Source organism: Enterococcus sp. E4-223 (assembly GCF_035727065.1).
GTDB classification, from domain to species: domain Bacteria; phylum Bacillota; class Bacilli; order Lactobacillales; family Enterococcaceae; genus Enterococcus_B; species Enterococcus_B faecium.
The window spans coordinates 269,787-293,644 of the sequence record NZ_JAPMLH010000001.1 but is presented as its reverse complement, the minus strand read 5'-3'; the positions used below and the strand labels follow the sequence as shown (position 1 = coordinate 293,644).

Annotated in this window: 24 protein-coding genes; 19 read left to right on the top strand and 5 right to left on the bottom strand. The window is 38.0% G+C overall.

The genetic code is table 11. The features are described 5' to 3' along the window. Nucleotides 1-24: 24 nt before the first annotated feature. The 19 genes from OS139_RS01500 to holA all read left to right on the top strand — a co-directional run bounded on the left by OS139_RS01500 (nucleotide 25) and on the right by holA (nucleotide 19,732). On the top strand, nucleotides 25-300 hold the full coding sequence (locus tag OS139_RS01500; RefSeq protein ID WP_002292206.1) for a UPF0223 family protein: 276 nt from the start codon (nucleotides 25-27) through the stop codon (nucleotides 298-300). A gap of 5 nt (nucleotides 301-305) precedes the next feature. Then, on the top strand, nucleotides 306-1,073 hold the full coding sequence (locus OS139_RS01495) for an inositol monophosphatase family protein (RefSeq protein ID WP_002331823.1): 768 nt from the start codon (nucleotides 306-308) through the stop codon (nucleotides 1,071-1,073). 167 nt (nucleotides 1,074-1,240) lie between these two features. After that, on the top strand, nucleotides 1,241-3,070 hold the full coding sequence (typA, locus tag OS139_RS01490; protein ID WP_002288735.1) for a translational GTPase TypA: 1,830 nt from the start codon (nucleotides 1,241-1,243) through the stop codon (nucleotides 3,068-3,070). Between the two features lie 260 nt (nucleotides 3,071-3,330). Next, nucleotides 3,331-5,103: a DNA helicase RecQ gene (gene recQ, locus OS139_RS01485; protein ID WP_002331822.1), complete on the top strand. Its 1,773-nt coding sequence runs from the start codon at nucleotides 3,331-3,333 to the stop codon at nucleotides 5,101-5,103. 113 nt (nucleotides 5,104-5,216) lie between these two features. Further along, complete coding sequence (locus OS139_RS01480; protein ID WP_002298990.1) at nucleotides 5,217-5,519, top strand: YlaN family protein; 303 nt, start codon at nucleotides 5,217-5,219, stop codon at nucleotides 5,517-5,519. 2 nt (nucleotides 5,520-5,521) lie between these two features. Beyond that, complete coding sequence (locus tag OS139_RS01475) at nucleotides 5,522-6,685, top strand: FtsW/RodA/SpoVE family cell cycle protein (protein WP_002288740.1); 1,164 nt, start codon at nucleotides 5,522-5,524, stop codon at nucleotides 6,683-6,685. A 25-nt stretch (nucleotides 6,686-6,710) separates the two neighbouring features. Then, the gene (locus OS139_RS01470) at nucleotides 6,711-10,139 is read left to right on the top strand and encodes a pyruvate carboxylase (protein ID WP_002331821.1); all 3,429 of its coding nucleotides are present in this window, start codon (nucleotides 6,711-6,713) and stop codon (nucleotides 10,137-10,139) included. Between the two features lie 20 nt (nucleotides 10,140-10,159). After that, nucleotides 10,160-11,284 carry a CAP-associated domain-containing protein gene (locus OS139_RS01465; RefSeq protein ID WP_002331820.1) on the top strand — a complete coding sequence of 375 codons (1,125 nt, stop codon included), beginning with the start codon at nucleotides 10,160-10,162 and terminating at the stop codon, nucleotides 11,282-11,284. Continuing rightward, complete coding sequence (locus tag OS139_RS01460; RefSeq protein WP_002295488.1) at nucleotides 11,265-11,711, top strand: YlbF family regulator; 447 nt, start codon at nucleotides 11,265-11,267, stop codon at nucleotides 11,709-11,711. Before OS139_RS01465 ends, OS139_RS01460 begins: the two co-directional genes overlap by 20 nt. Then, on the top strand, nucleotides 11,695-12,033 hold the full coding sequence (locus OS139_RS01455) for a YlbG family protein (RefSeq protein WP_002295490.1): 339 nt from the start codon (nucleotides 11,695-11,697) through the stop codon (nucleotides 12,031-12,033). The genes OS139_RS01460 and OS139_RS01455 overlap by 17 nt, the downstream gene beginning before the upstream one ends. 129 nt (nucleotides 12,034-12,162) lie before the next feature. Further along, nucleotides 12,163-12,723 carry a 16S rRNA (guanine(966)-N(2))-methyltransferase RsmD gene (rsmD, locus tag OS139_RS01450; RefSeq protein WP_002295491.1) on the top strand — a complete coding sequence of 187 codons (561 nt, stop codon included), beginning with the start codon at nucleotides 12,163-12,165 and terminating at the stop codon, nucleotides 12,721-12,723. Then, nucleotides 12,720-13,211: a pantetheine-phosphate adenylyltransferase gene (coaD, locus tag OS139_RS01445; RefSeq protein WP_002295492.1), complete on the top strand. Its 492-nt coding sequence runs from the start codon at nucleotides 12,720-12,722 to the stop codon at nucleotides 13,209-13,211. Before rsmD ends, coaD begins: the two co-directional genes overlap by 4 nt. Continuing rightward, nucleotides 13,201-14,244 (top strand): SepM family pheromone-processing serine protease, encoded by a 1,044-nt coding sequence (locus OS139_RS01440; RefSeq protein ID WP_002298980.1) that lies wholly within the window; start codon nucleotides 13,201-13,203, stop codon nucleotides 14,242-14,244. The genes coaD and OS139_RS01440 overlap by 11 nt, the downstream gene beginning before the upstream one ends. 158 nt (nucleotides 14,245-14,402) lie before the next feature. Continuing rightward, complete coding sequence (locus tag OS139_RS01435; protein WP_325066772.1) at nucleotides 14,403-15,131, top strand: helix-hairpin-helix domain-containing protein; 729 nt, start codon at nucleotides 14,403-14,405, stop codon at nucleotides 15,129-15,131. Between the two features lie 115 nt (nucleotides 15,132-15,246). Then, the gene (locus OS139_RS01430; protein WP_002297231.1) at nucleotides 15,247-15,492 is read left to right on the top strand and encodes an SGNH/GDSL hydrolase family protein; all 246 of its coding nucleotides are present in this window, start codon (nucleotides 15,247-15,249) and stop codon (nucleotides 15,490-15,492) included. Further along, a complete protein-coding gene (locus tag OS139_RS01425) occupies nucleotides 15,489-15,707 on the top strand; it encodes an esterase (RefSeq protein ID WP_002295502.1) in 219 nt (72 codons plus the stop codon). Before OS139_RS01430 ends, OS139_RS01425 begins: the two co-directional genes overlap by 4 nt. Before the next feature lie 135 nt (nucleotides 15,708-15,842). Further along, nucleotides 15,843-16,382: a ComE operon protein 2 gene (locus tag OS139_RS01420; protein WP_002295503.1), complete on the top strand. Its 540-nt coding sequence runs from the start codon at nucleotides 15,843-15,845 to the stop codon at nucleotides 16,380-16,382. Further along, nucleotides 16,375-18,648, top strand: coding sequence for a DNA internalization-related competence protein ComEC/Rec2 (locus OS139_RS01415; RefSeq protein WP_002331819.1), 2,274 nt, complete (start codon nucleotides 16,375-16,377; stop codon nucleotides 18,646-18,648). Before OS139_RS01420 ends, OS139_RS01415 begins: the two co-directional genes overlap by 8 nt. Before the next feature lie 37 nt (nucleotides 18,649-18,685). After that, entirely contained in the window at nucleotides 18,686-19,732 is a 1,047-nt protein-coding gene (gene holA, locus OS139_RS01410; protein WP_016628351.1) for a DNA polymerase III subunit delta, read from the top strand. A gap of 88 nt (nucleotides 19,733-19,820) precedes the next feature. Here the strand turns inward: holA and rpsT are convergent, their stop codons facing one another. The 5 genes from rpsT to OS139_RS01385 all read right to left on the bottom strand — a co-directional run bounded on the left by rpsT (nucleotide 19,821) and on the right by OS139_RS01385 (nucleotide 23,735). After that, a complete protein-coding gene (gene rpsT / locus OS139_RS01405) occupies nucleotides 19,821-20,075 on the bottom strand; it encodes a 30S ribosomal protein S20 (protein WP_325066771.1) in 255 nt (84 codons plus the stop codon). A 399-nt stretch (nucleotides 20,076-20,474) separates the two neighbouring features. Next, nucleotides 20,475-20,744 carry a hypothetical protein gene (locus OS139_RS01400; protein ID WP_002289125.1) on the bottom strand — a complete coding sequence of 90 codons (270 nt, stop codon included), beginning with the start codon at nucleotides 20,742-20,744 and terminating at the stop codon, nucleotides 20,475-20,477. A gap of 261 nt (nucleotides 20,745-21,005) precedes the next feature. Beyond that, the gene (locus OS139_RS01395; RefSeq protein ID WP_002295511.1) at nucleotides 21,006-21,134 is read right to left on the bottom strand and encodes a hypothetical protein; all 129 of its coding nucleotides are present in this window, start codon (nucleotides 21,132-21,134) and stop codon (nucleotides 21,006-21,008) included. A gap of 79 nt (nucleotides 21,135-21,213) precedes the next feature. Then, nucleotides 21,214-21,669 carry a DUF441 domain-containing protein gene (locus OS139_RS01390; protein ID WP_002289123.1) on the bottom strand — a complete coding sequence of 152 codons (456 nt, stop codon included), beginning with the start codon at nucleotides 21,667-21,669 and terminating at the stop codon, nucleotides 21,214-21,216. A gap of 137 nt (nucleotides 21,670-21,806) precedes the next feature. Next, entirely contained in the window at nucleotides 21,807-23,735 is a 1,929-nt protein-coding gene (locus OS139_RS01385) for a heavy metal translocating P-type ATPase (protein ID WP_325066770.1), read from the bottom strand. Nucleotides 23,736-23,858: the final 123 nt, after the last annotated feature.

Below are 23,858 nucleotides of genomic sequence, written 5' to 3'. Positions count from 1 at the left end.
GAATATGAAATAGGAGAGTTGAAGATGCAAGAATATCAGTATCCACTTGATTTAGATTGGACAACAGACGAAATGGTCATTGTAATGAAGATGTGGGAAGATCTGGAACGTGCGAATGAAAAAGGGATAAACAATGAAGCTTTTTTGAAGACTTATCAGCAGTTTAAAACTGTTGTCAAATCCATCGGAGAAGAAAAACGATTGGGACGGGAATTTGAAAAAGCTTCCGGGTACTCCTTATATCGTACAGTGCAGCAAGCAAAAAAAAATCCAAACAAAACTTTGAGAATGAACGGGTGAGATAAATGGAACAGATGATTGATCATATCAAATCCTGGCTAGAAGAAGCTGGTGAGAAAATCAAATCTTCTCAACAAACATTAACGATCTCGCAAAAATCAAATCGAACGGATCTAGTGACAAATGTCGACCGAAACATCCAGAATTTTCTAATCGAAAAAATCCATTCCTTTGATCCAGAGGCAAAAATATTGGCAGAAGAAGAAGGGTGTAATCAATTATCGGATCTCGATGGAAGAGTCTTTATCATCGATCCTATTGATGGCACCTTGAATTTTGTGATTGAAGGGGAAAATTTTTGTATTATGCTCGCTGTTTATGAATCCGGCGTTGGAAAGCTTGGTTTCATTTATGACGTGATGAGAAATGAACTTTTTTGGGGTGGAAAAGGAATAGGCGTGTATAAAAATGATGAGCCATTGCCTAGACCAGCAAATAAATCCTTATCGGAAGGCTTACTTGGTGTGAATAGTTATCTTTTCGGTCATAATAAATATGGAATCCGAGAAATTGCGGAAAGCAGCATGGGGACACGTATGTACGGATGCGCTGGTCTTGAACTAGTGGCAATCTTGAAAGGAAACCACATTGCTTATATTTCAAACCTTAGCCCTTGGGATTATGCAGCGGGAAATGTCTTATTGGAAGAGTTTGGTATGGTAACAAGCGGTCTTTTTGGTTCTCCTTTGACATTTGAAAAAAGGGAATACTATTTAGCAGGGACTTCTTGTGCATATGCAGAAATCGCAGACCTTTTGAAAAAAGAAGGCTGAAAAAAAGGTAGAAATCATTCACAAAAATGATAAAAACGGGCAAAAGATTAATTTTCTCGAAAAAATGAAAACATTTTACTATATTTCATGAAAAAAGTCTGCTATAATTAGCAGTCGAGTAAAATTTGCCCTGTCATAAAGAACCAATAAAAAAGGAGTTAGTTACATTGAATTATAGAAACGATATCCGTAACGTCGCAATTATTGCCCACGTTGACCACGGAAAAACAACATTAGTTGATGAACTATTAAAACAATCAGATACATTAGACGCACATACGCAATTGCAAGAACGTGCGATGGACTCAAATGCGCTAGAAAAAGAACGTGGTATCACGATTTTAGCCAAAAACACAGCTGTAGACTATAAAGGAATTCGCGTAAACATCATGGATACTCCAGGACACGCGGACTTCGGTGGCGAAGTAGAACGGATCATGAAAATGGTTGACGGCGTTGTGTTGGTCGTAGATGCGTATGAAGGAACAATGCCTCAAACACGTTTTGTATTGAAAAAAGCACTGGAACAACATATCACACCAATCGTTGTCGTAAACAAGATTGACAAACCTTCTGCTCGTCCTGAGCATGTCGTAGATGAAGTTCTTGAACTATTCATCGAATTAGGAGCAGATGATGATCAGTTAGACTTTCCTGTGATTTATGCATCTGCACTAAATGGTACGTCAAGCTTGTCAGATGATCCAGCAGATCAAGAACCAACCATGGCACCTATTTTTGATACAATTATTGAAAAAATCCCTGCTCCTGTCGATAACAGCGACGAACCATTACAATTCCAAGTTTCATTACTTGACTACAACGATTATGTAGGTCGTATCGGAATCGGACGTGTATTTAGAGGAACAATCAAAGTAGGAGACCAAGTAGCATTAATTAAATTAGACGGAACAGTTAAGAAATTCCGTGTAACGAAATTATTTGGTTTCTTTGGACTAAAACGTCTAGAGATTCAAGAAGCAAAAGCTGGAGACTTGATTGCTGTCTCAGGTATGGAAGATATCTTTGTCGGTGAAACAGTTACTCCTGTGGATCATCAAGATGCGTTACCTATCCTTCACATTGACGAACCAACATTGCAAATGACTTTCTTAGTTAATAATTCACCATTTGCCGGTCGAGAAGGTAAATTCGTAACCGCTCGTAAGATTGAAGAACGTTTGATGGCAGAACTTCAAACAGATGTATCTTTACGAGTTGAACCAACAAACTCTCCAGATGCATGGACAGTTTCTGGTCGTGGAGAATTGCATTTGTCTATCTTGATTGAAAACATGCGCCGTGAGGGATACGAATTGCAAGTATCTCGTCCAGAAGTTATTGAAAAAGAAATCGACGGTGTAAAATGCGAACCGTTTGAACGCGTGCAAATCGATACACCAGAAGAATATATGGGTAGTGTTATCGAGTCCTTGAGCTTACGTAAAGGTGAAATGCAAGATATGGTTCATACAGGAAACGGACAAATCCGTTTGACATTCTTAACACCTGCCCGCGGTTTGATTGGTTATTCAACTGAATTCCTTTCAATGACACGTGGTTACGGAATCATGAACCATACTTTTGACCAATATCTGCCAATGCTTCCTGGTCAAATTGGCGGACGTCACCAAGGGGCGCTTGTTTCGATCGATACAGGAAAAGCAACGACTTATTCTATCATGAGTATCGAAGAACGCGGTACAGTCTTCGTAGAACCAGGTACAGAAGTATATGAAGGAATGATTATCGGGGAAAACAGCCGTGATAATGATTTGACTGTCAACATCACGAAAGCAAAACAAATGACAAACGTACGGTCTGCTACTAAAGACCAAACATCTGTCATCAAAAAACCAAAACAATTGACGTTGGAAGAATCTTTGGAATTCTTGAATGATGATGAATATTGCGAAGTAACACCAGAAAGCATTCGCTTGAGAAAACAAATTTTAGAGAAAAATGCTCGTGAAAAAGCATCTAAAAAGAAAAAATAATCTGTAAAAGGATGAAGAGAGAAACCAGCTTGTTATAAAAAATAGCTGGTTTCTTTTTTTGTCCAACTCTTTTCTGTGGAGAAGTCATCTTTGTCAATGAACATAAATTCAGAAAATACGCCAAAAGACGTTTAAAAGACTTTTAAAAAACTTATTTCTAGAGAGTTTTTGTTTCATAATAAGATGATGTTTCACGAAAGGAGATCAACTTGTCCTTCGAAGAAAATCGAAGTAAAATGGCAAGAGAAAGGAGCGGGAAGATGAACGACTTATTAAAACAATACTTTGGCTATGATGAGTTTAGACCTGGTCAAAAAGAAATTATCCAGAAAGTCATTGATCAGGAAAATGTATTAGGAATCATGCCTACCGGAAGTGGGAAATCAATCTGTTACCAGCTTCCAGCTTTACTATTAGATGGGCTTACTGTGGTTGTGTCCCCTTTAATCTCTTTGATGAAGGATCAGGTGGACGCGGCGAATCAATTAGGTATACCCGCCACTTTTATCAATAGCTCGTTAGATGGTTACGAAACAGCTAGACGCTTCCAAGAAATCGATATACAGCAGTACCGTTTACTTTATATCGCTCCTGAACGTTTTATCATGCCAGATTTTATCCAAGCAATGAAGCGATGGAACGTCCGTATGATCGCTATTGACGAGGCACATTGTATCTCTCAGTGGGGGCATGATTTCCGCCCAAGTTATTTACAGATGGCGAACCAGCTAGATCAACTGCCAAATCGTCCTGTAATTGTTGCTTTGACAGCTACAGCGACTGTGCAAGTAGCTGCTGACATAAAAAGACTTTTAAAAATTCCAGAAAACAACCATATTCAGACTGGTTTTGAACGAGAAAATCTACGATTTCAAGTAATTAAAGATCAAAAAAAAGAACAATATCTAATCGAATATTTAAAGATCAACAAAAATCAATCTGGTATCATTTATGCAGCAACGAGAAAAGAAGTAGACCGTCTCTATCATTTGCTTAAAAAATTCGATTTTTCCGTGGGTAGATATCATGGTGGTCTAAATGAGAATGAGCGAACAGAAATGCAAGAAGCCTTTTTATACGATCGCTTGCAGCTGATTGTAGCGACAAATGCATTTGGTATGGGTATAAATAAAAGCAATGTCCGTTTTGTTATCCATTATCAAATTCCTGGCTCTCTAGAAGCATACTATCAGGAAGCTGGTCGGGCGGGAAGAGATGGTCTTTCCAGTGAAGCCATCCTGCTTTTCTCTCCTCAAGATATCCAAGTCCAAAAGTTTTTTATCCAGCAATCCCAAAGAGAAGAAGGGCAAAAGCAAAAAGAATATGAAAAATTAAAAGCGATGACAGAATACGTGTATATTGAGTCCTGTCTTCAGCAATACATCCTAAACTATTTTGGCGAGACAAGCAGTCCGTGCAACCGTTGTGGTAACTGTTTAGATGACAGAGAAATAGTAGAAGTAACGACAGAAGCACAGATGGTTCTTTCTTGCTTAAAACGTATGGGAGAGAACTATGGTAAACAAATGCTGATGAAAGTCTTAGCAGGATCGAAAGAACAAAAGCTGCAAGCTTTAGGTTTTGGACATTTATCTACCTATGGACTGATGAAAAACCAATCGCAAAAAGAAACGATGCAGTTAATTGAATATTTGATATCGAATGGCTATCTTCTGACCATCAATGGTGAGTATCCTGTTTTGAAAGTAACAGAAAGAGGGATACAAGTATTGAAAGGACAAGAATCTGTTTATCGAAAGGAACCCAAGAAAGTCCAGCAGCTATCGGATGAAGAAACCGATACACTATTTGAAGTGCTGCGGGAACTGCGAACGGATCTAGCATCAGAAGCAGACGTTCCCCCGTATGTCGTATTTTCAGATTCCACATTGAAAGAAATGAGCCGAATACGTCCATCAAGCAGATTGGAGATGCTTCAGATAAAAGGAGTTGGCCAAAGCAAGCTTGATAAATATGGCGAAGCCTTTTTATCTCGGATAAAAAATGCGGACTCTAACGTTCTGGATAAGTAGAAAGAACGAATACGTAAAAATGAATAAAAACAACTGGTTAAATCTGTTTTTTTTGCTCCTTATGAAAATCAAATATGTTATAATTAAGGAATTAGAATGGGAGGTAAGCACAGATGGATTCTTTGTCGAAAAAACTTGCGATCCAAGTATTAAATGATGAAGCAGAACGGATCAAACGATTAATCCGAAATCAAAACAACAGTCTCTGTATCTCACAATGCAAAGCCTTCGAAGAAGTGGTAGATACACAGATGTACGGCTTTTCCCGGCAAGTCGGTTTTGCTGTCCGTATAGGAGTAATCGGAAAGAACGAGGGCCAGCTGATGTTAAGTGAGCTAGAACGAGAATTGAATCAGTTATACAGTGAGGTTTACCAAGAAAATTATGATAAAAAAGAAGTTGGCAAGGAGGAATAGACTTGCCTAAGAAAGTAAAAAAAAGGCATCTATTAGACTATAGTATCTTGATTCCCTATTTGATTTTATGTGTTTTGGGTTTGATCATGGTATATAGTTCTACGTCGTATCTATTATTAGAAAACGGACAAAATCCGTCCGCATCAGTCATTAACCAAAGTATTTTTTGGGTGCTCAGCTTGATTGCTATCGCACTACTCTACAAAATGAAAACAGATGTTTTGAAAAACCAGCGTTTGATTATGGCAGCCATCGCAGTTTTGACGATTTTGCTGCTGATCGTTGTGTTTTTCGGTAAAGAAATCAATGGTGCAAAAGGTTGGCTTCAAATTGCAGGATTTTCGATCCAACCTGCCGAATACCTAAAGATCATTTCTATCTGGTATCTGTCTCTGACTTTATCTAAAAGACAAAACAGTGTACAAAAAGATTTTCTTGGGACTGTGAAACGTCCACTTGCAATGGTTATCGGACTTACTGCATTAGTCGCTATTCTTCCCGATTTTGGGAATGCGGCAGTTATCTTTTTGATTATTTTGGTTCTGCTTTTAGCCAGCGGAGTCAATTATGTGTATACTTTGATTGTAGGAGTAGGAGGCTTTTGTCTAAGTACTTTTACGATCTGGCTGATCAATATCACAAACGGAAAGATCTTACCTGGACGTTTACAGTATATCTATAATCGATTTGCTATTTACCAAAATCCTTTCTCAGACGAATTAAATAAAGGGCATCAACTAGTCAACGGCTACTATGCCATGTTCAACGGAGGACTATTTGGCAGGGGATTAGGTAACAGTATCCAGAAAAAAGGATTTTTACAAGAAGCACAAACCGATTTTATTTATGCAATCGTAGTGGAAGAACTGGGAGTGATTATGGGGATTTTGATATTAGCGTTGCTATTCTTTATGATTGTGCGCATTGTCCTTGTAGGTATCCGTTCAAAAGATCCGTTCAATTCGCTTTTGTGCATTGGGATCGGCGCAATGTTTTTGATCCAAGTATTTGTCAATCTTGGAGGAATTACTGGTGTTATTCCTTTGACAGGGATCACGTTCCCATTTTTAAGTCAAGGAGGCTCCAGTTTGCTGATGCTTTCGATTTGTGTCGGCTTTGTCCTCAACATCAGTGCGGATGAAAAACGCAAGAGCTTAGGTTTATAATAAAAAAAGATGTAGGAGTGGTTCGATGAAAAAAGTTTTAGTTGCTAACAGGGGTGAAATCGCTGTACGTGTATTTCGTGCTTGTACAGAATTAGGAATTAAAACTGTTGGAATCTATGCAGAAGAAGATGAATATTCCGTACACCGTTTCAAAGCGGATGAAGCATATTTAGTAGGACAAGGAAAAAAACCGATTGATGCGTATCTAGATATTGAAGGGATCATTTCTATCGCAAAAGAATGCGGAGCTGACGCCATTCATCCGGGTTACGGTCTTTTGTCGGAAAACTTGAATTTTGCGCAACGGTGCGAAGAAGAAGGCATCACTTTTGTTGGACCCAAACTGCATCATTTAGATATTTTTGGAGATAAAATCAAAGCAAAAGCTGCAGCTATCGAATCAGGGATTGCTTCGATTCCAGGCACAGATGGACCAATCGCTTCTATAGACGATGCCTTGGAGTTTGCGAAACAATACGGTTATCCGATTATGATCAAGGCAGCTCTAGGTGGCGGCGGACGCGGCATGCGTGTAGCTCACGATGAAAAGAGTGCAAGAGAGGGCTACGAACGTGCGAAAAGCGAAGCAAAAGCAGCCTTTGGTAGTGATGAAGTGTATGTTGAAAAATACATCGCTAATCCTAAGCATATCGAAGTACAGATTCTCGGTGATATCCATGGAAACGTCATCCATCTTTTTGAAAGAGATTGTTCTGTTCAGCGCCGCCACCAAAAAGTAGTAGAAGTAGCGCCTTGTGTCTCTATGAATGAACAGCAACGTCAAAAAATCTGCCAGGCAGCTGTCCAATTGATGAAATATGTCGGGTATGTCAACGCAGGTACAGTAGAATTTCTTGTTGAAGGAGACGATTTTTACTTTATCGAAGTCAACCCTCGCGTCCAAGTGGAACATACGATCACAGAAATGATTACAGATATTGATATCGTAACAACGCAACTGTTGATTGCTCAAGGTTTGGATCTGCATAAAGAAATCGGATTGCCTCAGCAAGAAGGAATCAAATTAAATGGTTCAGCCATTCAATGCCGAATCACTACAGAAGACCCGTTGAATAACTTTTTACCAGACACAGGGAAAATCGATACGTATCGTTCACCTGGTGGTTTTGGCGTACGTCTGGATGTCGGAAATGCTTACGCGGGCTATGTAGTGACACCGTATTTTGATTCATTGCTAGTAAAAGTATGTACGCATGGTGCTACTTTTGAAACAGCTATTCAGAAAATGGAACGTTGCTTGAAAGAATTTAGAATCCGTGGAGTGAAAACAAACATTCCATTTATGCTCAATGTCATCACACATCCTGAATTCCAATCAGGAAATGCAAAAACAACCTTCATTGATAGTACAGCAACATTATTTGAATTTCCTCGACTACGAGACCGCGGAAATAAAACGATGAAATATATCGGTGAAATTACTGTGAATGGTTTTCCAGGTATCGAAAGTGGCGAAAAACCATTTTATGAAGAACCACGTATGCCTAAAGATCTAATCACAAGAACTGATTACGTAACGGCTAAGAATGTATTAGATGCGAAGGGTGCCGATGCTTTGGTCGAATGGATCAAAGGACAGGAAAATTTGTTGTTGACGGATACGACATTTAGAGACGCCCATCAAAGTCTGCTAGCAACTCGTGTTCGGACAAAGGATTTCAAGCAGATTGCACGTTTGACTGGAGAAGGTCTTCCTGAACTCTTTTCAAGTGAGATGTGGGGGGGAGCAACATTTGATGTGGCTTACCGCTTTTTGAATGAAGATCCTTGGCAACGGTTGAGAAAAATTCGTTCTTTAATGCCTAATACGTTGCTGCAAATGCTTTTCAGAGGTTCAAATGCCGTTGGGTATTCTAATTATCCTGACAATGTATTGGTGGAATTTGTCAAAGAAGCAGCAGCGCAAGGAATCGATGTATTTCGAATCTTTGATAGTTTGAACTGGACTCCACAAATGGAAAAAAGTATCCAAGCTGTACGGGATACTGGTAAAGTCGCAGAGGCAGCTATTTGCTATACTGGCGATATCAACGATCCAAGTCGGGCAAAATACAATGTTCAGTATTATAAAGACATGGCAAAGGAACTAGAACAACTAGGTGCGCATATCATTGCAATCAAAGATATGGCTGGGCTGCTTAAACCGCAGGCAGCTTATCGTTTGATTAGTGAATTGAAAGAAACGACAGATCTGCCAATCCATCTGCATACTCATGACACCAGCGGGAATGGAATCATCACTTATTCTGCTGCTTCAAAAGCAGGAGTAGACATCGTTGACGTGGCAATGAGTGCAATGAGTGGGAATACTAGTCAGCCTAGCATGAGCAGCTTGTATTATGCACTGGTCAATGGTCCACGGCTGCCAGAAATCACGATTGAAAATGCACAGAAATTAAACCATTATTGGGAAGATGTGCGCATGTATTACAAACCGTTTGAAAACGGCTTGAATGCTCCTGAAACAGAAGTATATATGCATGAAATGCCAGGAGGACAGTATTCGAATCTACAGCAACAGGCAAAAGCTGTCGGATTAGGTCATCGCTGGGATGAAATCAAACAAATGTATCATACTGTCAACTTGATGTTTGGCGATATCGTTAAAGTAACTCCATCATCTAAAGTAGTTGGAGATATGGCACTATTTATGGTCCAAAATGATCTTACAGAAGAAGATATTTATGAAAAAGGCGAAACACTAAGTTTCCCTGAATCTGTTGTGACTTTCTTCCAAGGAGAACTAGGGCAACCCGTTGGCGGATTTCCTAAAAAATTGCAAAAGATTATTCTTAAAGGCAGACCTGCATTGAATGAACGTCCAGGTCTTTTGGCTGAATCAGTCGACTTCAACGAAGTAAAAAAAGAATTGGCAGAAAAAATCGGCTATGAACCAAAACAAGACGAAGTATTAAGCTATTTGATGTATCCGCAAGTCTTTTTGGACTATCAAAAAGCATATAATCAATTTGGCGATGTTACATTACTGGACACACCAACATTTTTCCAAGGTATACGTTTGGGTGAAACAATCAATGTACAAATCGAACGCGGAAAAACGCTTATCATTCGTTTAGATGAAATCGGAGAACCCGATATCGAAGGGAATCGCGTACTGTTCTTCAATTTGAATGGACAAAGACGTGAAATCACTATCAAAGATAATTCGATCATCAGTACGGTCCAAACCCGATTGAAAGCTGAACCGACAAACCGAGAACAAATTGGAGCAACGATGTCTGGTTCTGTTTTGGATGTATTAGTGAAAAAAGGCGATAACGTTAAAAAAGGTGATACGTTGATGATTACTGAAGCGATGAAAATGGAAACGGCCATCGAAGCACGTTTTGACGGAGAAGTCGCACATGTATATGTGTCTTCAGGAGACACTATTTCGTCTGGTGACCTTTTGATTGAAGTGACTGAGAAATAATAAGCGAAAGGTGGGGAAACATGAAAAGACTGGGTTTGTTTTGGCTGATTCTGCTATTAGTTATTGTGGCATTCTACATGGAACCAGTCTTGTTTCCGCCAAAACTTGAAGTGAAGGAAAACTCTGATCAACAAATAGCAAACCAAATGACAACGTGGAAATACCAGGAGCTTAAAGCAACTGGTTTTTCTACTTATATCGGAAAACCGATCGATCAGCTGGAAAAGGATTTTGGCCAAGCCTATGATCGATTAACTAGCGGATTTGGTTTTGAAACAAGATATTATGAAAATAAAGCTAGTCATCTCACATTTGAAGCGAACATCCAAGACAGCAGAGTCACAACTGTTAAAGTACTGCAAACAGGGCCTGCTGATATCGCGCCGTTTTATTTAGGGATGACGATGCAAGATCTTACGAAAATCACTACTATCTATACTAATTTCACTTTTGAGTACCATGATACAGAAGTTGGAATCGAACTAATGGAAGAGGATATGAATTACCGTCCGCTAATTGCTTTTGATAACGACACTTTTGCTATTTTATTTTTTGATCAAACAACAAACAGCCTATTTTCAGTTGTGTATTTAGATAAAGATAGTCTTTTGAAACTATTGCCATATCAAGTGTTTGGTGAAGGCCTTCCACATTATCAAGCAGATAAATCGGCTGATTGGGAATCAATCAATCGTGTTAAAGAACGAAAAAGTACGACTTTATTAAATATGCTTAGAAGAGAAGACGAACTTCCCATATACAATCAAACACTTGCCTTTCAAAACCACAGTCAGCTGCTACTACATGATTTTTTGACAAGGCCTGAGGAAATATTGTCAGAGGAACGTATGGCTGATTGGCAAAAATCGCTAGGCAGTGCTCAAACGACAGTGAAATTCTCACTGACGAATGATGAATTGGAGAAGTTAATCAGTAAACAAAAATTAGAAAATACTAGTGGGCTATTTATTCATCCGGCGATCGACGCTACTTTTTCGTTTTTATATTGGTACAGCGATCCTTACAACCATGACCGTTTCATGGACCCGGGAACGGATTCTGTAGGCATTGCTTTTTCTAAAGAAAATATGTTAGTCTTATTGCAAGAAGAAAACGGAGAAAGTAGTGATAGCAGTGATCGTTAACGAAGAGCTGTTTCAACTGGAGGATCAATGCCTCCAAGTCGCTGAAATGATAAAAAAGAGTAAAACGATGGCTTCTTATCTCGAACATAAACAGTCAATGGAAGAATCTGCAAAAGTTTGCCAGTTGAAAGAAGCGTTCTTGTCTAAGAAAGAAGCATTTGAAAATGTAGCGGCATATGGTGAGTATGCACCTGATTATCGTGAAAAAAAACGAGCTGTTCGAAAAGCAAAAAGACAGCTTGATATGGATGAGCATGTTGCAGCTTTCCGATATAGTGAAACACAGCTGCAAAGTCTGTTGGATCAAATTGTCCAAGTACTTGCCGAAGAAGTTTCTAATGAAATCAAAGTAGATGCAGGTAGCCCGTTTTTTGAAACGAAAAAACACTTTGGATGCGGAGGTAATTGTCATGCAATTAGACAATAGTGAATTTGAAATAACAAAACGACGCGGGCTGATCGTATGGGTCTACAGCTTAAAACAATTAAAGAATCTGAAAAAGTTCGGCTTGTTGCATTATGTCTCAAGAAGAATGAAATATGTCGTGCTTTACTTAAATGAAGAGACATTTGAAGAAACAGAAGAACGAATCCGTAAATTACATTTTGTTCGAAACGTAGAACGTTCTTACCGACCGGATATCGAAATGAATTTTGCCGAAAAAATAGGAAACAAAACAGTATTAAAAGACGAAGGTTTCGAAATCGAAGAGCTAAATACAGAAATCCGATTAGCTGAACATCTTTAAAAATCTCTTATGAGCAGTTTTTAAATAAAAAATAACTTGGATAACGATCGATTTTTGATCATTGTCCAAGTATTTTTTTGTCTTTTTTTTGGTATACTAGTACCAGTACCATTTCTAAGGAGTGAGTAGATGCGGATAATATCAGGAAATTATGGCGGGCGCCGTTTAAAAAGTTTAGCAGGGGCGAACACCAGACCAACTACAGATAAAGTAAAAGAATCCATATTCAATATGATTGGACCATATTTTGATGGAGAGACAGTATTGGATCTGTTTGCAGGAAGCGGTGGTTTAGCTATCGAAGCAGTATCTAGAGGCTGCAGTCATGCGGTATGCGTAGACAAAAATTACCAAGCGCTAAAAATCATCAAAGAAAACATCGAAATTACGAAAGAACCAGAGAAATTTACCACAATAAAACTTGATGCGGACAAAGCAATCGAACGGCTAGCAGCGGAGAAACAACAATTCGACTACTTGTTTCTTGACCCGCCATATGCAAAACAAAAAATAATCGATCAAATCCATAAAATGGAAGAACTGGGACTTTTTTCTAAAACCGCAGTTATCGTATGCGAAACGGATAAAACAGTCGAATTGCCAGAAACTGTGGCTGGATTCCATCAAATAAGAAAACAGATTTATGGCATAACGGCCGTAACTATCTATAGAAAAGAGGGAAATCAATGAAACGTGCATTATTCCCAGGAAGTTTTGATCCTTTTACAAAAGGTCACTTAGATACGGTGGAACGTGCGGCTAAATTATTCGATGAGGTAGTAATTGGTGTTTTTATCAATACTTCAAAGAAAAGTTTGTTTCCCCCAGAAGAAAGAATGACATTGATCACAAAAGCTGTTTCTCATCTTCCTAATGTAAAAGTCATGCATCAAGAAAATCAATTGACGGTAGAAACAGCAAAAGAGATTGGTGCAGATGCGTTGATCAGAGGCATACGAAGTATCAAAGACTTTGAATATGAACGAGAGATTGCTCAGATGAATCATCATCTATATGATGAATTGGAAACTGTCTTCTTATTAGCAAAACCAGAATATAGTCACGTGAGTTCCAGTATTTTAAAAGAAGTACTGCACTTTGGCGGAGATGTGAGCAGCTACTTACCGCCAGTGATTAACGAAGCTTTAGCTGGAAAGCGTGAATCAAATGAAAGCTAAACAATGGTTGAAAACAGTACTAATTATCATATTTGGAATGTTGATCATTGGATTTGTAGTAGTTCCCTTGCCGTATTATGTAGAATCACCGGGAGCCACGATCGATCTGAAAGAACTAATTACGGTCAATGATAAGGAAGATAAAGGTTCTGGGTCTTTCTCTCTTACCTCTGTTGGTATCAGGCAAGCTACAGGTTTCTTAGCTTTAAAAGCTAAAATGACCCCTTTTGAAGAATTGATCAGTGAAGAAGAATTGACTGGTGGGGCGACAAATGAAGAATATAATCAAATGCAGCAGTATTATATGGATTCTTCCCAAAATGCAGCAATCGAACAAGCGTTAAAACTTGCAGACAAGCCTTATAAAATGGAATTCAAAGGCGTATATGTCATGAGTGTAGAGAAAACATCGAATTTCTTTGGCAAGCTTTCAGTTGGAGATACAGTAACAAAAGTAGACGGGAAAAGCTTTCAAAGTACAGAAGCATTTATGGATTATGTAAAAAGCCAAAAAGTTGGACAAACAATCGAAATCAGTTATTTGCATAATGGTGAAGAAAAAACAGCTTCTGGTGATCTGATCGAGTTACCAACAGATAAAAAGGCAGGAATAGGTATCACACTTACTGACCATACCGAGATCGAATCAGATACAGATGTTCGTATTAATTCTGGCTCTATCGGTGGGCCATCAGCGGGATTGATGTTCACTTTAGAAATCTATGAACAAGTCACTGGTAAAAACTTGCGACATGGTAAGCAAATTGCAGGAACTGGAACGATCAACAGTGAAGGAGAAGTTGGCCGAATCGGAGGAATCGATAAAAAAGTGGCAAGTGCGGATAAAGCTGGCGTAGAGATTTTCTTTGCACCAGATGATACGATTTCAGTCGATGTTAAGAAAGAATATCCTGAAATAAAAACCAACTACGAAGAAGCAAAAGCTGCCGCTAAAAAATTGAATTCCTCAATGAAAATCGTACCAGTAAAAACAGTACAAGAAGCGCTTGACTATCTAGAGAAAATGAAATGAAACTAAATAATTAAAGAGGGGTTGTGACACGAGTTCTGTCACAACCCCTCTTTTTCGTCAAAAATCTTCACGATAAAAATAAAAACAAAAGAAAAAATTGACGTAATTAGATGTTGAAGGGACGATTTTGCCAGAGCTCACTGTTTCTTCAATTTTAAATGAAAGGAGTAATGAATGATTTTTACTGGTCATTCTTTGGAAAAAGAACAATGATAGAAAAAATCAGCAAGAAAATACTAGCTTCACCCAAATTGATCATTTGGATGTCTATGATAGTTCTTATCTTTTGTATCGCAAGTAGTTTTTTATTATCAAATTTGCTATTTTATAGAGAACCAGAAGAGACTGCTGCAAAAGAAATACTTTCTCCGTTTAGTTCCAGTGGAGAAGATCCATCAGCTGAAGGAAACGATGTAGAAGAGGATGCTCGTCCAAAGGTCATGTACACTGATATCAAAGGAAGTGTGAAGGAGCCTGGTATCTATTCCTTTTCTTCAGAAGAACGGGTCTATGATGTACTAAAGCGTGCAGGTGGATTATTAGAAGAAGCGGATAGCGATCGAATCAACTTTTCTGCGAAGATAGAAGATCAGCAAGTCCTATATATCCCTGCTGTAGGTGAAGAGCTGCCAGAACATCTTGATCAGTTGGCATCCTCGGAAGGAAAACAGCCTACAGCAGATTCCGAGCCTCCCAAAATAAATATCAATACAGCCACTCCATCAGAACTTCAGCAGATTCCTGGGATCGGATCAGTCAAAGCGCAAGAAATCATTCGATTTAGAGAAGAAAACGGATCCTTCCAGAAAGTGGAAGACCTGCAGGAGATTTCTGGTATCGGTGAAAAGACAGTTGAAAAACTAAAAAACTTCGTTACAATTAAATAGAATGACTCAAAATCGACTGGCACGAGCAATAAATGGACGCTAATGGATACTAAGAATAATCCAATTCTAAGAGCTTGGCAGGACGAGGAGGTAGTATTTTTGGATAGGAAATAGCTTGATTGTTCGCAAAGAAACATTAAAAAAACCAATGCTGAATGTCTATCTCCAAAATAAAATATCTGGGATTCATATTATGAATACGGCTGTCAGCGGCAATAACAGTCAAGCTCTACGAGAACGCTTTGCCAAAGATGTACTTAGCTATACAGCAGATAAAGTATTTATTCTCATTGGGACGAATGATCTAGCAGAGCATAAACAACTTTCTAAAGAAACGTACCAAAAAATCTGCAGTGGATGATAGTTCAGCTGAAAAAAGACTATAGTTCTGATCATGCTTTCTTTATCACGCCACCAGCAGTCGATGAGACAAAACAAAAATATCGGAATAACAAGTTGATCAAAGAATATATCTCTGTTCTCACAGAAGTAGCAAAACGCCATGATTGTGAAGTATCGATTTTTATACGGAATTTCTTGAACAAATGGATTCGAAGAATTTTTATAATGGGCTAATGGATGACGGACTTCATTTCGGCAGTGAAGGTTAGGATCTTTTGTCAGACAGGATGATTCGTTATATTTAAAGAATATTTTGTTTAAGCAATGAGTACTTTTTAATCAACTTGAAAAAACGGAGGAATATAAAACATGTTAGAAAAATCTTCAAAAGCATGCGATACGAATAAAGAAAAAGTTACTGATAAGTCACATAATGAACGCATTCCTTGGGACCAGTACTTTATGGCTCAGGCAGTACTGTTATCTTTACGTAGTACGTGTACACGTTTAGAAGTAGGAGCGACACTCGTTCGAGAAAAAAGGATCATTGCTGGCGGCTATAATGGAGCAGTCAGTGGAGATGTCCACTGCATAGATGAAGGGTGTTACGTCGTGGATGGACACTGCTTGCGAACGATCCATGCAGAGATGAATGCACTCCTACAGTGTGCAAAACTTGGTATCCCGACGGAAGGTTCAGAAATCTATGTCACACATTTTCCATGTTTGGCCTGTACAAAGGCTTTGTTGCAAGCTGGTGTGAAAGGGATCAATTATCTCCATGACTATCGAAATGATCCTTATGCCCAAGCGTTGATCGAACAATTAGGTGTATCTGTACACCAAGTTGCTTTAGACTCACAGCATTTTTCAAAACTTCAAAATGAATTAACAGGAAAACATGTCTAGCGTTTTAGAAAGGCATGTTCGAAATCGGTTGATTTTTCCGGCAATTACGTCGATGATTATCTGTTTGTTGTATTACACTGACAATTGGGGTTATCGTTTGCTTCTTGCCGGAATTTTTTTATGGTTTTCGCTAAAAGAAGGACGTTTTATCGCGTACTTGTGTATTTTGTGTAGCATAACGGTATCCATTTCTTATAGGCTACAAGAGTATTCATTTTTAGAGGAAAAAACAACATCTGCGCAAATTACTGTATTTACAGATACGATTCGTGCAAATGGTAATTTTTTGACAATGGAAGGAAGGTTATCAGAGAATAAACAAAAGCTCCAGCTTTCTTATCAAGTAAGCACAGAAGCAGAATTGAAAACATGGCTTAACTTCCGAGGAAAGGGAATAGAATTGACTGCTGAAGGCGAGTTCATCTCTCCAGCAAAAAAGCGGAATCTTTATAATTTTGACCAAGAAGCTTACTTCAGGAACCATAGAATTTCTGGACGGTTCCAAATTCAAAAGATTGAACAGATCACCATGCAAAATCACTGGCGAAACTGGCTTCAGAGAAAAAGAGGATCTTTTATCTCCTTTGTCCAATCTGAATTTCCGCAAAAAACAAGTGTATATATTAATTCTTTATTATGGGGCTATAAAGATGCAGGATTCAGAGAATCAGAAGAAATTTTTAGGGAGAGTGGTTTGCTGCATCTGTTCAGTCTATCGGGTCTACACATCCAATTTTATTTAGGGTGGCTGTATTATTTATTTCGACGTATCGGATGGCCACTACACGTCAGTATTATTCCGTTGAGTCTACTAACTATCTGTTATGTTTCTATTGCAGGAAGTTCTATTTCTGTTTTGCGTGCTAGTTTGCTGTTTTTATTGCGATTGCTAGTCAAATTGCTGAATAAGCATTATTCCACCATGGACTTATTTGCAGTTGTCTTTTGGCTTCTTTTACTATTTGATCCTCGATTTCTTTTTCATGCGGGTGGACAGCTTAGTTTTTTCATGAGTTTTTTGTTTATCCTGATTTCTTTTGATGGAGATTGGTTGAAAAAAACGGCCTCTCACGTCCTGTTTACTATGATCACGATGCCGTTGATTGTATGGCATTTTTATGAGTGGCCTATTTTAGGTAGTCTTTTTACATTACTGATTGCACCGGTATTCAAGTTTCTTTTTCTTCCTGGTGTGTTATTTCTCACACTCTTCAATCGCTGGCTGCCGGAAACTTTACTTTTGCTGATAGAAGAGGGATTAATCTTATTTGAGCGAATAATCGATTTTTCTTCAGGGTCGTCTCTCATTATAGGACGTTTGCCCCTTGTACTATCTGGGATGTATATTTTCGGATTACTGATTTGTACGGATAGGTTGAAAGAACAACCTGTGAAACACTTGTTTTATGTTGGTCTTTTTTCTTTTATTTTTTTGACTTTGCCATTTTTACGCTTTTCTTCAACGATCGCTTTTATCGATGTCGGTCAAGGAGACAGTATCTTTTTGCAAAGTCCTTTTCGAAAAGAAACGATTTTGATCGATACTGGAGGTCAGTTACACTTTGAAAGAGAAAAGTGGGCGCAAGGTATGATACGTCCTCCTGCTGAAAGAAATATCGTTCCATATCTAAAAGGTCAGGGGATAAGTGTAATCGATAAACTCATCTTGACACATGACGATACGGATCATGTGGGAGAATTACCCACGTTATCTCAGCATTTTACTATCAAAAAAATTTATATCGGTTGGGGCGCTGGACGAAATGAGCCATTACAAAGGCATTTATCTGAAGCTCAAAAAAATGGTACTGAGATCATTGAAATCAAACATGGGGACAGGATCAGCGGTTATTATGATCTTTATGTATTGACTCCTTTTGAAAAGGGAGAGGGAAGAAATGAAGATTCGATTGGTCTATGGATGGAATATAACAATAGGCGCTTTTTATTTTTAGGAGATTTGAATCAAGCAATGGAAAAACAATTGCTTTTGATTTATCCTAATCTGAAAGCCGATGTAGTCAAATTAGGTCATCACGGTAGCCGTACGTCAAGTAACACAGATTTTCTTTCCCATATTGAAGCAAAACATGGGATTATATCCTGCGGCGTAAATAATCGTTATGGTCACCCGCACAGCGAAGTATTGGAGACACTAGAAGAAAATCAGATAAAAACATGGCGAACGGATCAACAAGGAATGATCACCTATCGCTGGCATCCAGTTTTTCATCCTCATGGGCTAGTGGAAACAATGATAGACTAGTAATTCTCATCTGCTCATGGTAGGATAATTTTTGAAAGTGGTGAGTAATTTGAGTATACAAGCAGAGTTACAAAAAATACGTAAAGAAAAACTTGCATCTTGTTACTTGATTTTAGGAACAGAAAAGTTTCTCCAAGATCAAGTTCGGACAGAAATTGTCAAAAAAATCCAATTAGAGGGCGAAGATGACTTAAATTTTTTAAGTTTTGACATGGAAAATGCAAGTTTAGATGAGGTAGTAGCTGAAGCAGAGACGTTGCCGTTTTTCGGAGATCAACGGTTAGTATTCGTAGAGAATCCTTATTTTTTAACAGGTGAAAAAGTAAACAATGGAATCAAACAAAATACTGATTTATTGACGGCTTATTTGAAAGAACCATTAGAATCGACTGTATTAGTATTCTTTGCGCCATATGAAAAGTTGGATGAACGGAAAAAAGTAACGAAACAATTGAAAAAAACAGCAATCATCATCAATGTCCAACAGTTGAATGAAAAAGAAGTACGTCAATATCTGATGAATACCTTAGAGAATTCCTCAATCAAAATGGAACGAAGTGCAATTGATTTATTCTTGAGGTTGACCGACTTAGATTTATCCAAAATGATGAGAGAGTTACAGAAATTGGTCCTTTATGGACAAAATCAACAGCAAATCACGGTAAGAGAAGTAGAAGAATTAGTTCCTAAAACGTTAGAACATAATATTTTTGACATGACCCAATATATTTTAAAAGGGAAGACGGAACAAGCTTTGCGTTTATACGAAGATTTAGTTATGCAAGGGGAAGAAACAATCAAAATTAATGCGATTTTGCTTTCTCAATTACGTTTATTTTTACAGACAAAATTTCTTGTAAAGATTGGTTATCAGCAGGCAAATATTGCTGAAACATTGAAAATCCATCCATATCGTGTAAAACTTGCCATGCAGGAAGTAAAAAAATTCGATGAACATTTGCTGGTACAGTTGTTTGATCAATTAGTTGAGATGGATTATCAAATCAAAACGGGACAAATCGAAAAAGAATTAAGTTTTCAACTATTCGTTTTGCGCACAGGGCAGTTGTTAAGAAATCGATAAGAAGAAAGACGAGGGCAAAGCATGCGGGAAGGTCGTTTGTTTTTGTCCTTTTTTTGACAAATAAAAAAATCGGCCGAAGCCGATTCTTTTATTTAGCGATTTTTTTGCTTAAACGAGATTTGTCGCGGTTAGCTTTGTTTTTGTGGATTAGACCTTTTGATTCAGCCATATCAATAGCTTTAACAGCTTCTTTATATAACGCATCTACGTTGTCAGCACCTGAAGCTACAGCATCTTCAAATTTTTTGATTGAAGTACGCATAGCGCTTGTTTGAGATGAATTTTTCACATTAGCGTTTTCGCTTGTACGAACACGTTTGATTGCAGATTCAATGTTTGGCATTAGTTTCACCTCCGATAACTTAAGTTCTTACGCGTGTTACCGCATAATTCAACATTCATTATTATACCTAAAGGCAGCGTGCTTTGCAATATGAACATGACAAGTTTTTTTCCTTAACAGTCTTTTATTAGGATTTTTTTTCAGTAAAAACGGATAGTACAAGCTGAAAAAAATCAAAAAGACGCTATTGTGGGAGGCAATAGCGTCAAACCAAACTAGATTTTTATTTATCTATTTAAACAAAGTTTGAATGGGAATGTTTGGTACTAAGTTATTATATAACAAAGAGAACCGTTTGCAAAGTTTTTTTTGAAAAGGGATACGATTCCCTGTTGTTCTTTGTTTTTCTATTAAGAAGCTGCAGTTATTTTATAACCAGTATCCTTTGATCAGTAAAGGCTATTCTGGTGTACCGATTATTTTAATGTATTCATCGATATTTTTTATCAACATTTTTTTTATGACCAACTGGTTCCGACGGTTCCATTTGCCACTTACTTCCAGCACATATTTATTTAGGGGCAAACGTAAGATATATTTTGCCAAATAGCGATCTTTAAGCAGGCCATTGATCACACGGTCCTCAAGCTGCAAGTTGATCCCAGTCAGCATCATTGGCTGTTCTTGTAAAACGTACGTATCAATTAAAAGACCTTCAAAAGTTTCCACAAGCGTCTTCCTTTCTTTTCAAAGTAACCTGAAAACAGGCACTAATTCTTCCATTTTGATATTCGTTGAAGTGGATGCGATCATTCTTTCTTTTGTCCACTGTAATCTAGTATAACAAAAAAGAGCAGAAGAGCCAAAAAGAAAAAAGAGCATCGAATTCTATAGGAAGTCTCATTGGCATGGCCTAAATTATTACAAAACATTGATTAAAAAAAGCCCCTGCATCGCAGGAGCATCCCCTATATCGTTTTAATAGGTCAATCAAAAAGCAGTATCAAACACATTTTGTATCAAATCAGGAAATAATAGATAAGCTAAGCCCAGAATCAAAAGTACCGCTAGAAGAAACCAGCCGATTGTTCCTATGAAATACTTTAATTTTTCGAACATTGTATCACCTCGTTGTCAGTATATCACGGATCAGTAAATTGGGGGTGTTAAGAATCTCCTAAAATAGACAAAATTTGTTCTATTTTCCTAAAGCAAATACTTGTAAGATACAGTAAGTGATACCAGAAGCAATGACCGGTCCGGCGGCGATTCCTCTTAAGAAGACAACACCTAAAATCGTGCCGAAAACAAGTGCAACAGTGATTTGTGGATCAGAAGCAATCAATCCTACACCCTTGGAAGATAAGACAGCCACTAGCCCACCGCAAAAAACAGCTACCCAGCCAATAGGGGATTTAAAGGCTTCTAATAGATCACGTAGACCGATTTCTCCTGTTGCGATAGGGATTAGAATAGCCGCTGTGATGATCGTCACCCCAATATTGATTCCTTTGCCTTGCAGCCAAGGGAAAAAGGAACGGGAGGCTGGTATGAGCTTCATAATCAAAACAAAAGCTGCCGCTATCATCAGACTTTGATTTTTAGCTAAAATTGCTACAAGTAAAATAATTCCTAAAAAAAGCCAACTTTCCATGAAATATATTCCTCACTTTCTTCGAAACAATCATAACATGTTTTTAGAAAGTTGCAAAAGTAGGAATTCATCCTTCAAGACCTATTCATAAGCTGTTTTTTTCATAAAATAAACAAAATCATAAAAAAACACTTTGCTTATTTGACAGAAGACAGCCGCGCTTTGTATAGTGGACAAGACTTACATTTTTTTGAAGAATCAGAAAGATCAGGTAAAGGTCTTAGTAAACGCAAGCCATTCAGAATAACCAATATTGTGCTTCCTTCGTGTCCTACAACTCCAAGAGGTAGATTTAAAAATTGCAGGAAGTTAGAAGCAATCAACAAGAGAATAACAAGAATCGAAAAAATAATATTTTGTTTGATGATCCGCCGCATTTTTAAAGATAGCAGATGACTGTAGACAAATTTATTTAAGTCGCTTTTCATTAAGACGATGTCTGCGATATCCATAGCGGCATCTGTCCCTTGCCCCATAGCGACACCTAAAGAAGCGGCTGCTAAAGCAGGCGCATCATTGACTCCATCACCAACCATCGCATTTACTTGGTAAAGTTCATTCTCTTTTTTGACTAGTTGTGTTTTTTCTTCCGGAGTACAGCTTGCATAGTAATGTTCAATCCCTACTTGTTCAGCAATGGCCTTTGCTGTGCCAGAATGGTCGCCGGTTATCATACTTGTGTGGATGTTTTGGGATTTAAAGTAGGAAATTACTTGTTGGGTATTTGCTTTTGGAATATCTAGCAGACCTAAAACAGCAATTAACTGCTGATCTTTAGAAAGATAAATCACGGTTTTGCCTTGATTTTCCAAACGTTCGATCATTTCCGCAATCTCTTTGCTGATTATCATCGTCTCAGGATCATATGCGTGCTTGCCAACTTTCCATTGCGCACCTAAATAGGTAGTTTGTAATCCAAAACCAGTAATTTCTTCTATTGGTAAGTATTGGATTTCTTCAGGTATTGTGCAATCGAAATATTGCAAAATCGCATGAGCAAGTGGATGCGTCGTTTTTTGTTCCATAGCAACAAGAAGTTGTTGTGCCAAATCCTTTTCATCAAAGAAAAAGCTGTCAGTTACAACTGGTTTTCCTTTAGTGAGCGTTCCTGTTTTATCAAAGGCAATCGCTTTTAATTCAGAAAGCTTTTCTAAATGGATACCGCCTTTGATTAAAATCCCATTTTTTGCAGAATTTGAAAGAGCAGCTAGAGAAGCTGGTGTAGCAGATGCGACAAGCGCACAAGGAGAAGCCACAACTAATAATACCATTCCTCGATAAAAGCTTTCATCCCAACTCCAACCTAGGAAAAAGTGGGGGAGAAGGATCATTAGAGGAACAGCAAGCAAAATCAATTTTACATAATTATTTTCGATTCGTTCGATAAATGAAGCTGTTTGAGTTGGCGTATTCTGCGCTTCTTCTACTAATTGGATAATCTTAGCAAAGACAGTTTCGGAACTCGTTTTTGTTACTCGAATCGTGATGGGATTTCCTTGATTCAGCGTTCCTGCATACATCTCATCGCCTAAATATTTTTCTACAGGCACAGATTCACCGCTTAATGCAGACTCATCGATCGTTGCCTGTGTGCTTTCTAAAAAGCCATCTATCGGAACAGCTGCTCCTTTAGCGACAAATACCAAGTTATCCACCTTTAGTTGAGAAACATCTACTTCTTGCATTTGTCCATTTTCTTTTAATAATTGGGCTTTTTGTGGTTGAAGATTCATCAAAGCAGTAATTTCTTTTTGACTTTTATTAGTTGTGTATTCCTCTAATGCACCGCTTAAACAAAAGATGAATGTCAACATTGCTCCTTCAAAGTAATTACCGATCAAACAGGCACCAATAGCAGCTAAAGCCATCAATAAATCCACATTCAGTGTCCGATCATTCCACAATTCTTTCAAGCCTTCCGATGTTTGTTTATATCCACCGATGATAATGGCACTGATATAAAAAAGTGGGGTGATGGTAAGAGAGAATCGGTCGAAGATAAAACCGAAGATCATAAATAAAAGGCAGCCGATTGTTGCTGCAAAAGCTTTTTTCTGATTAGTCATCGTTATTAGACCTCCTTGTCAAAACAAGGATAGCATAATAAAAATGTAATTGATAATAATAACAGCTAAATGAGAACGATAATGGTTATCATTTGGTGATTAAGCTTGATGTTGTTTTTATTA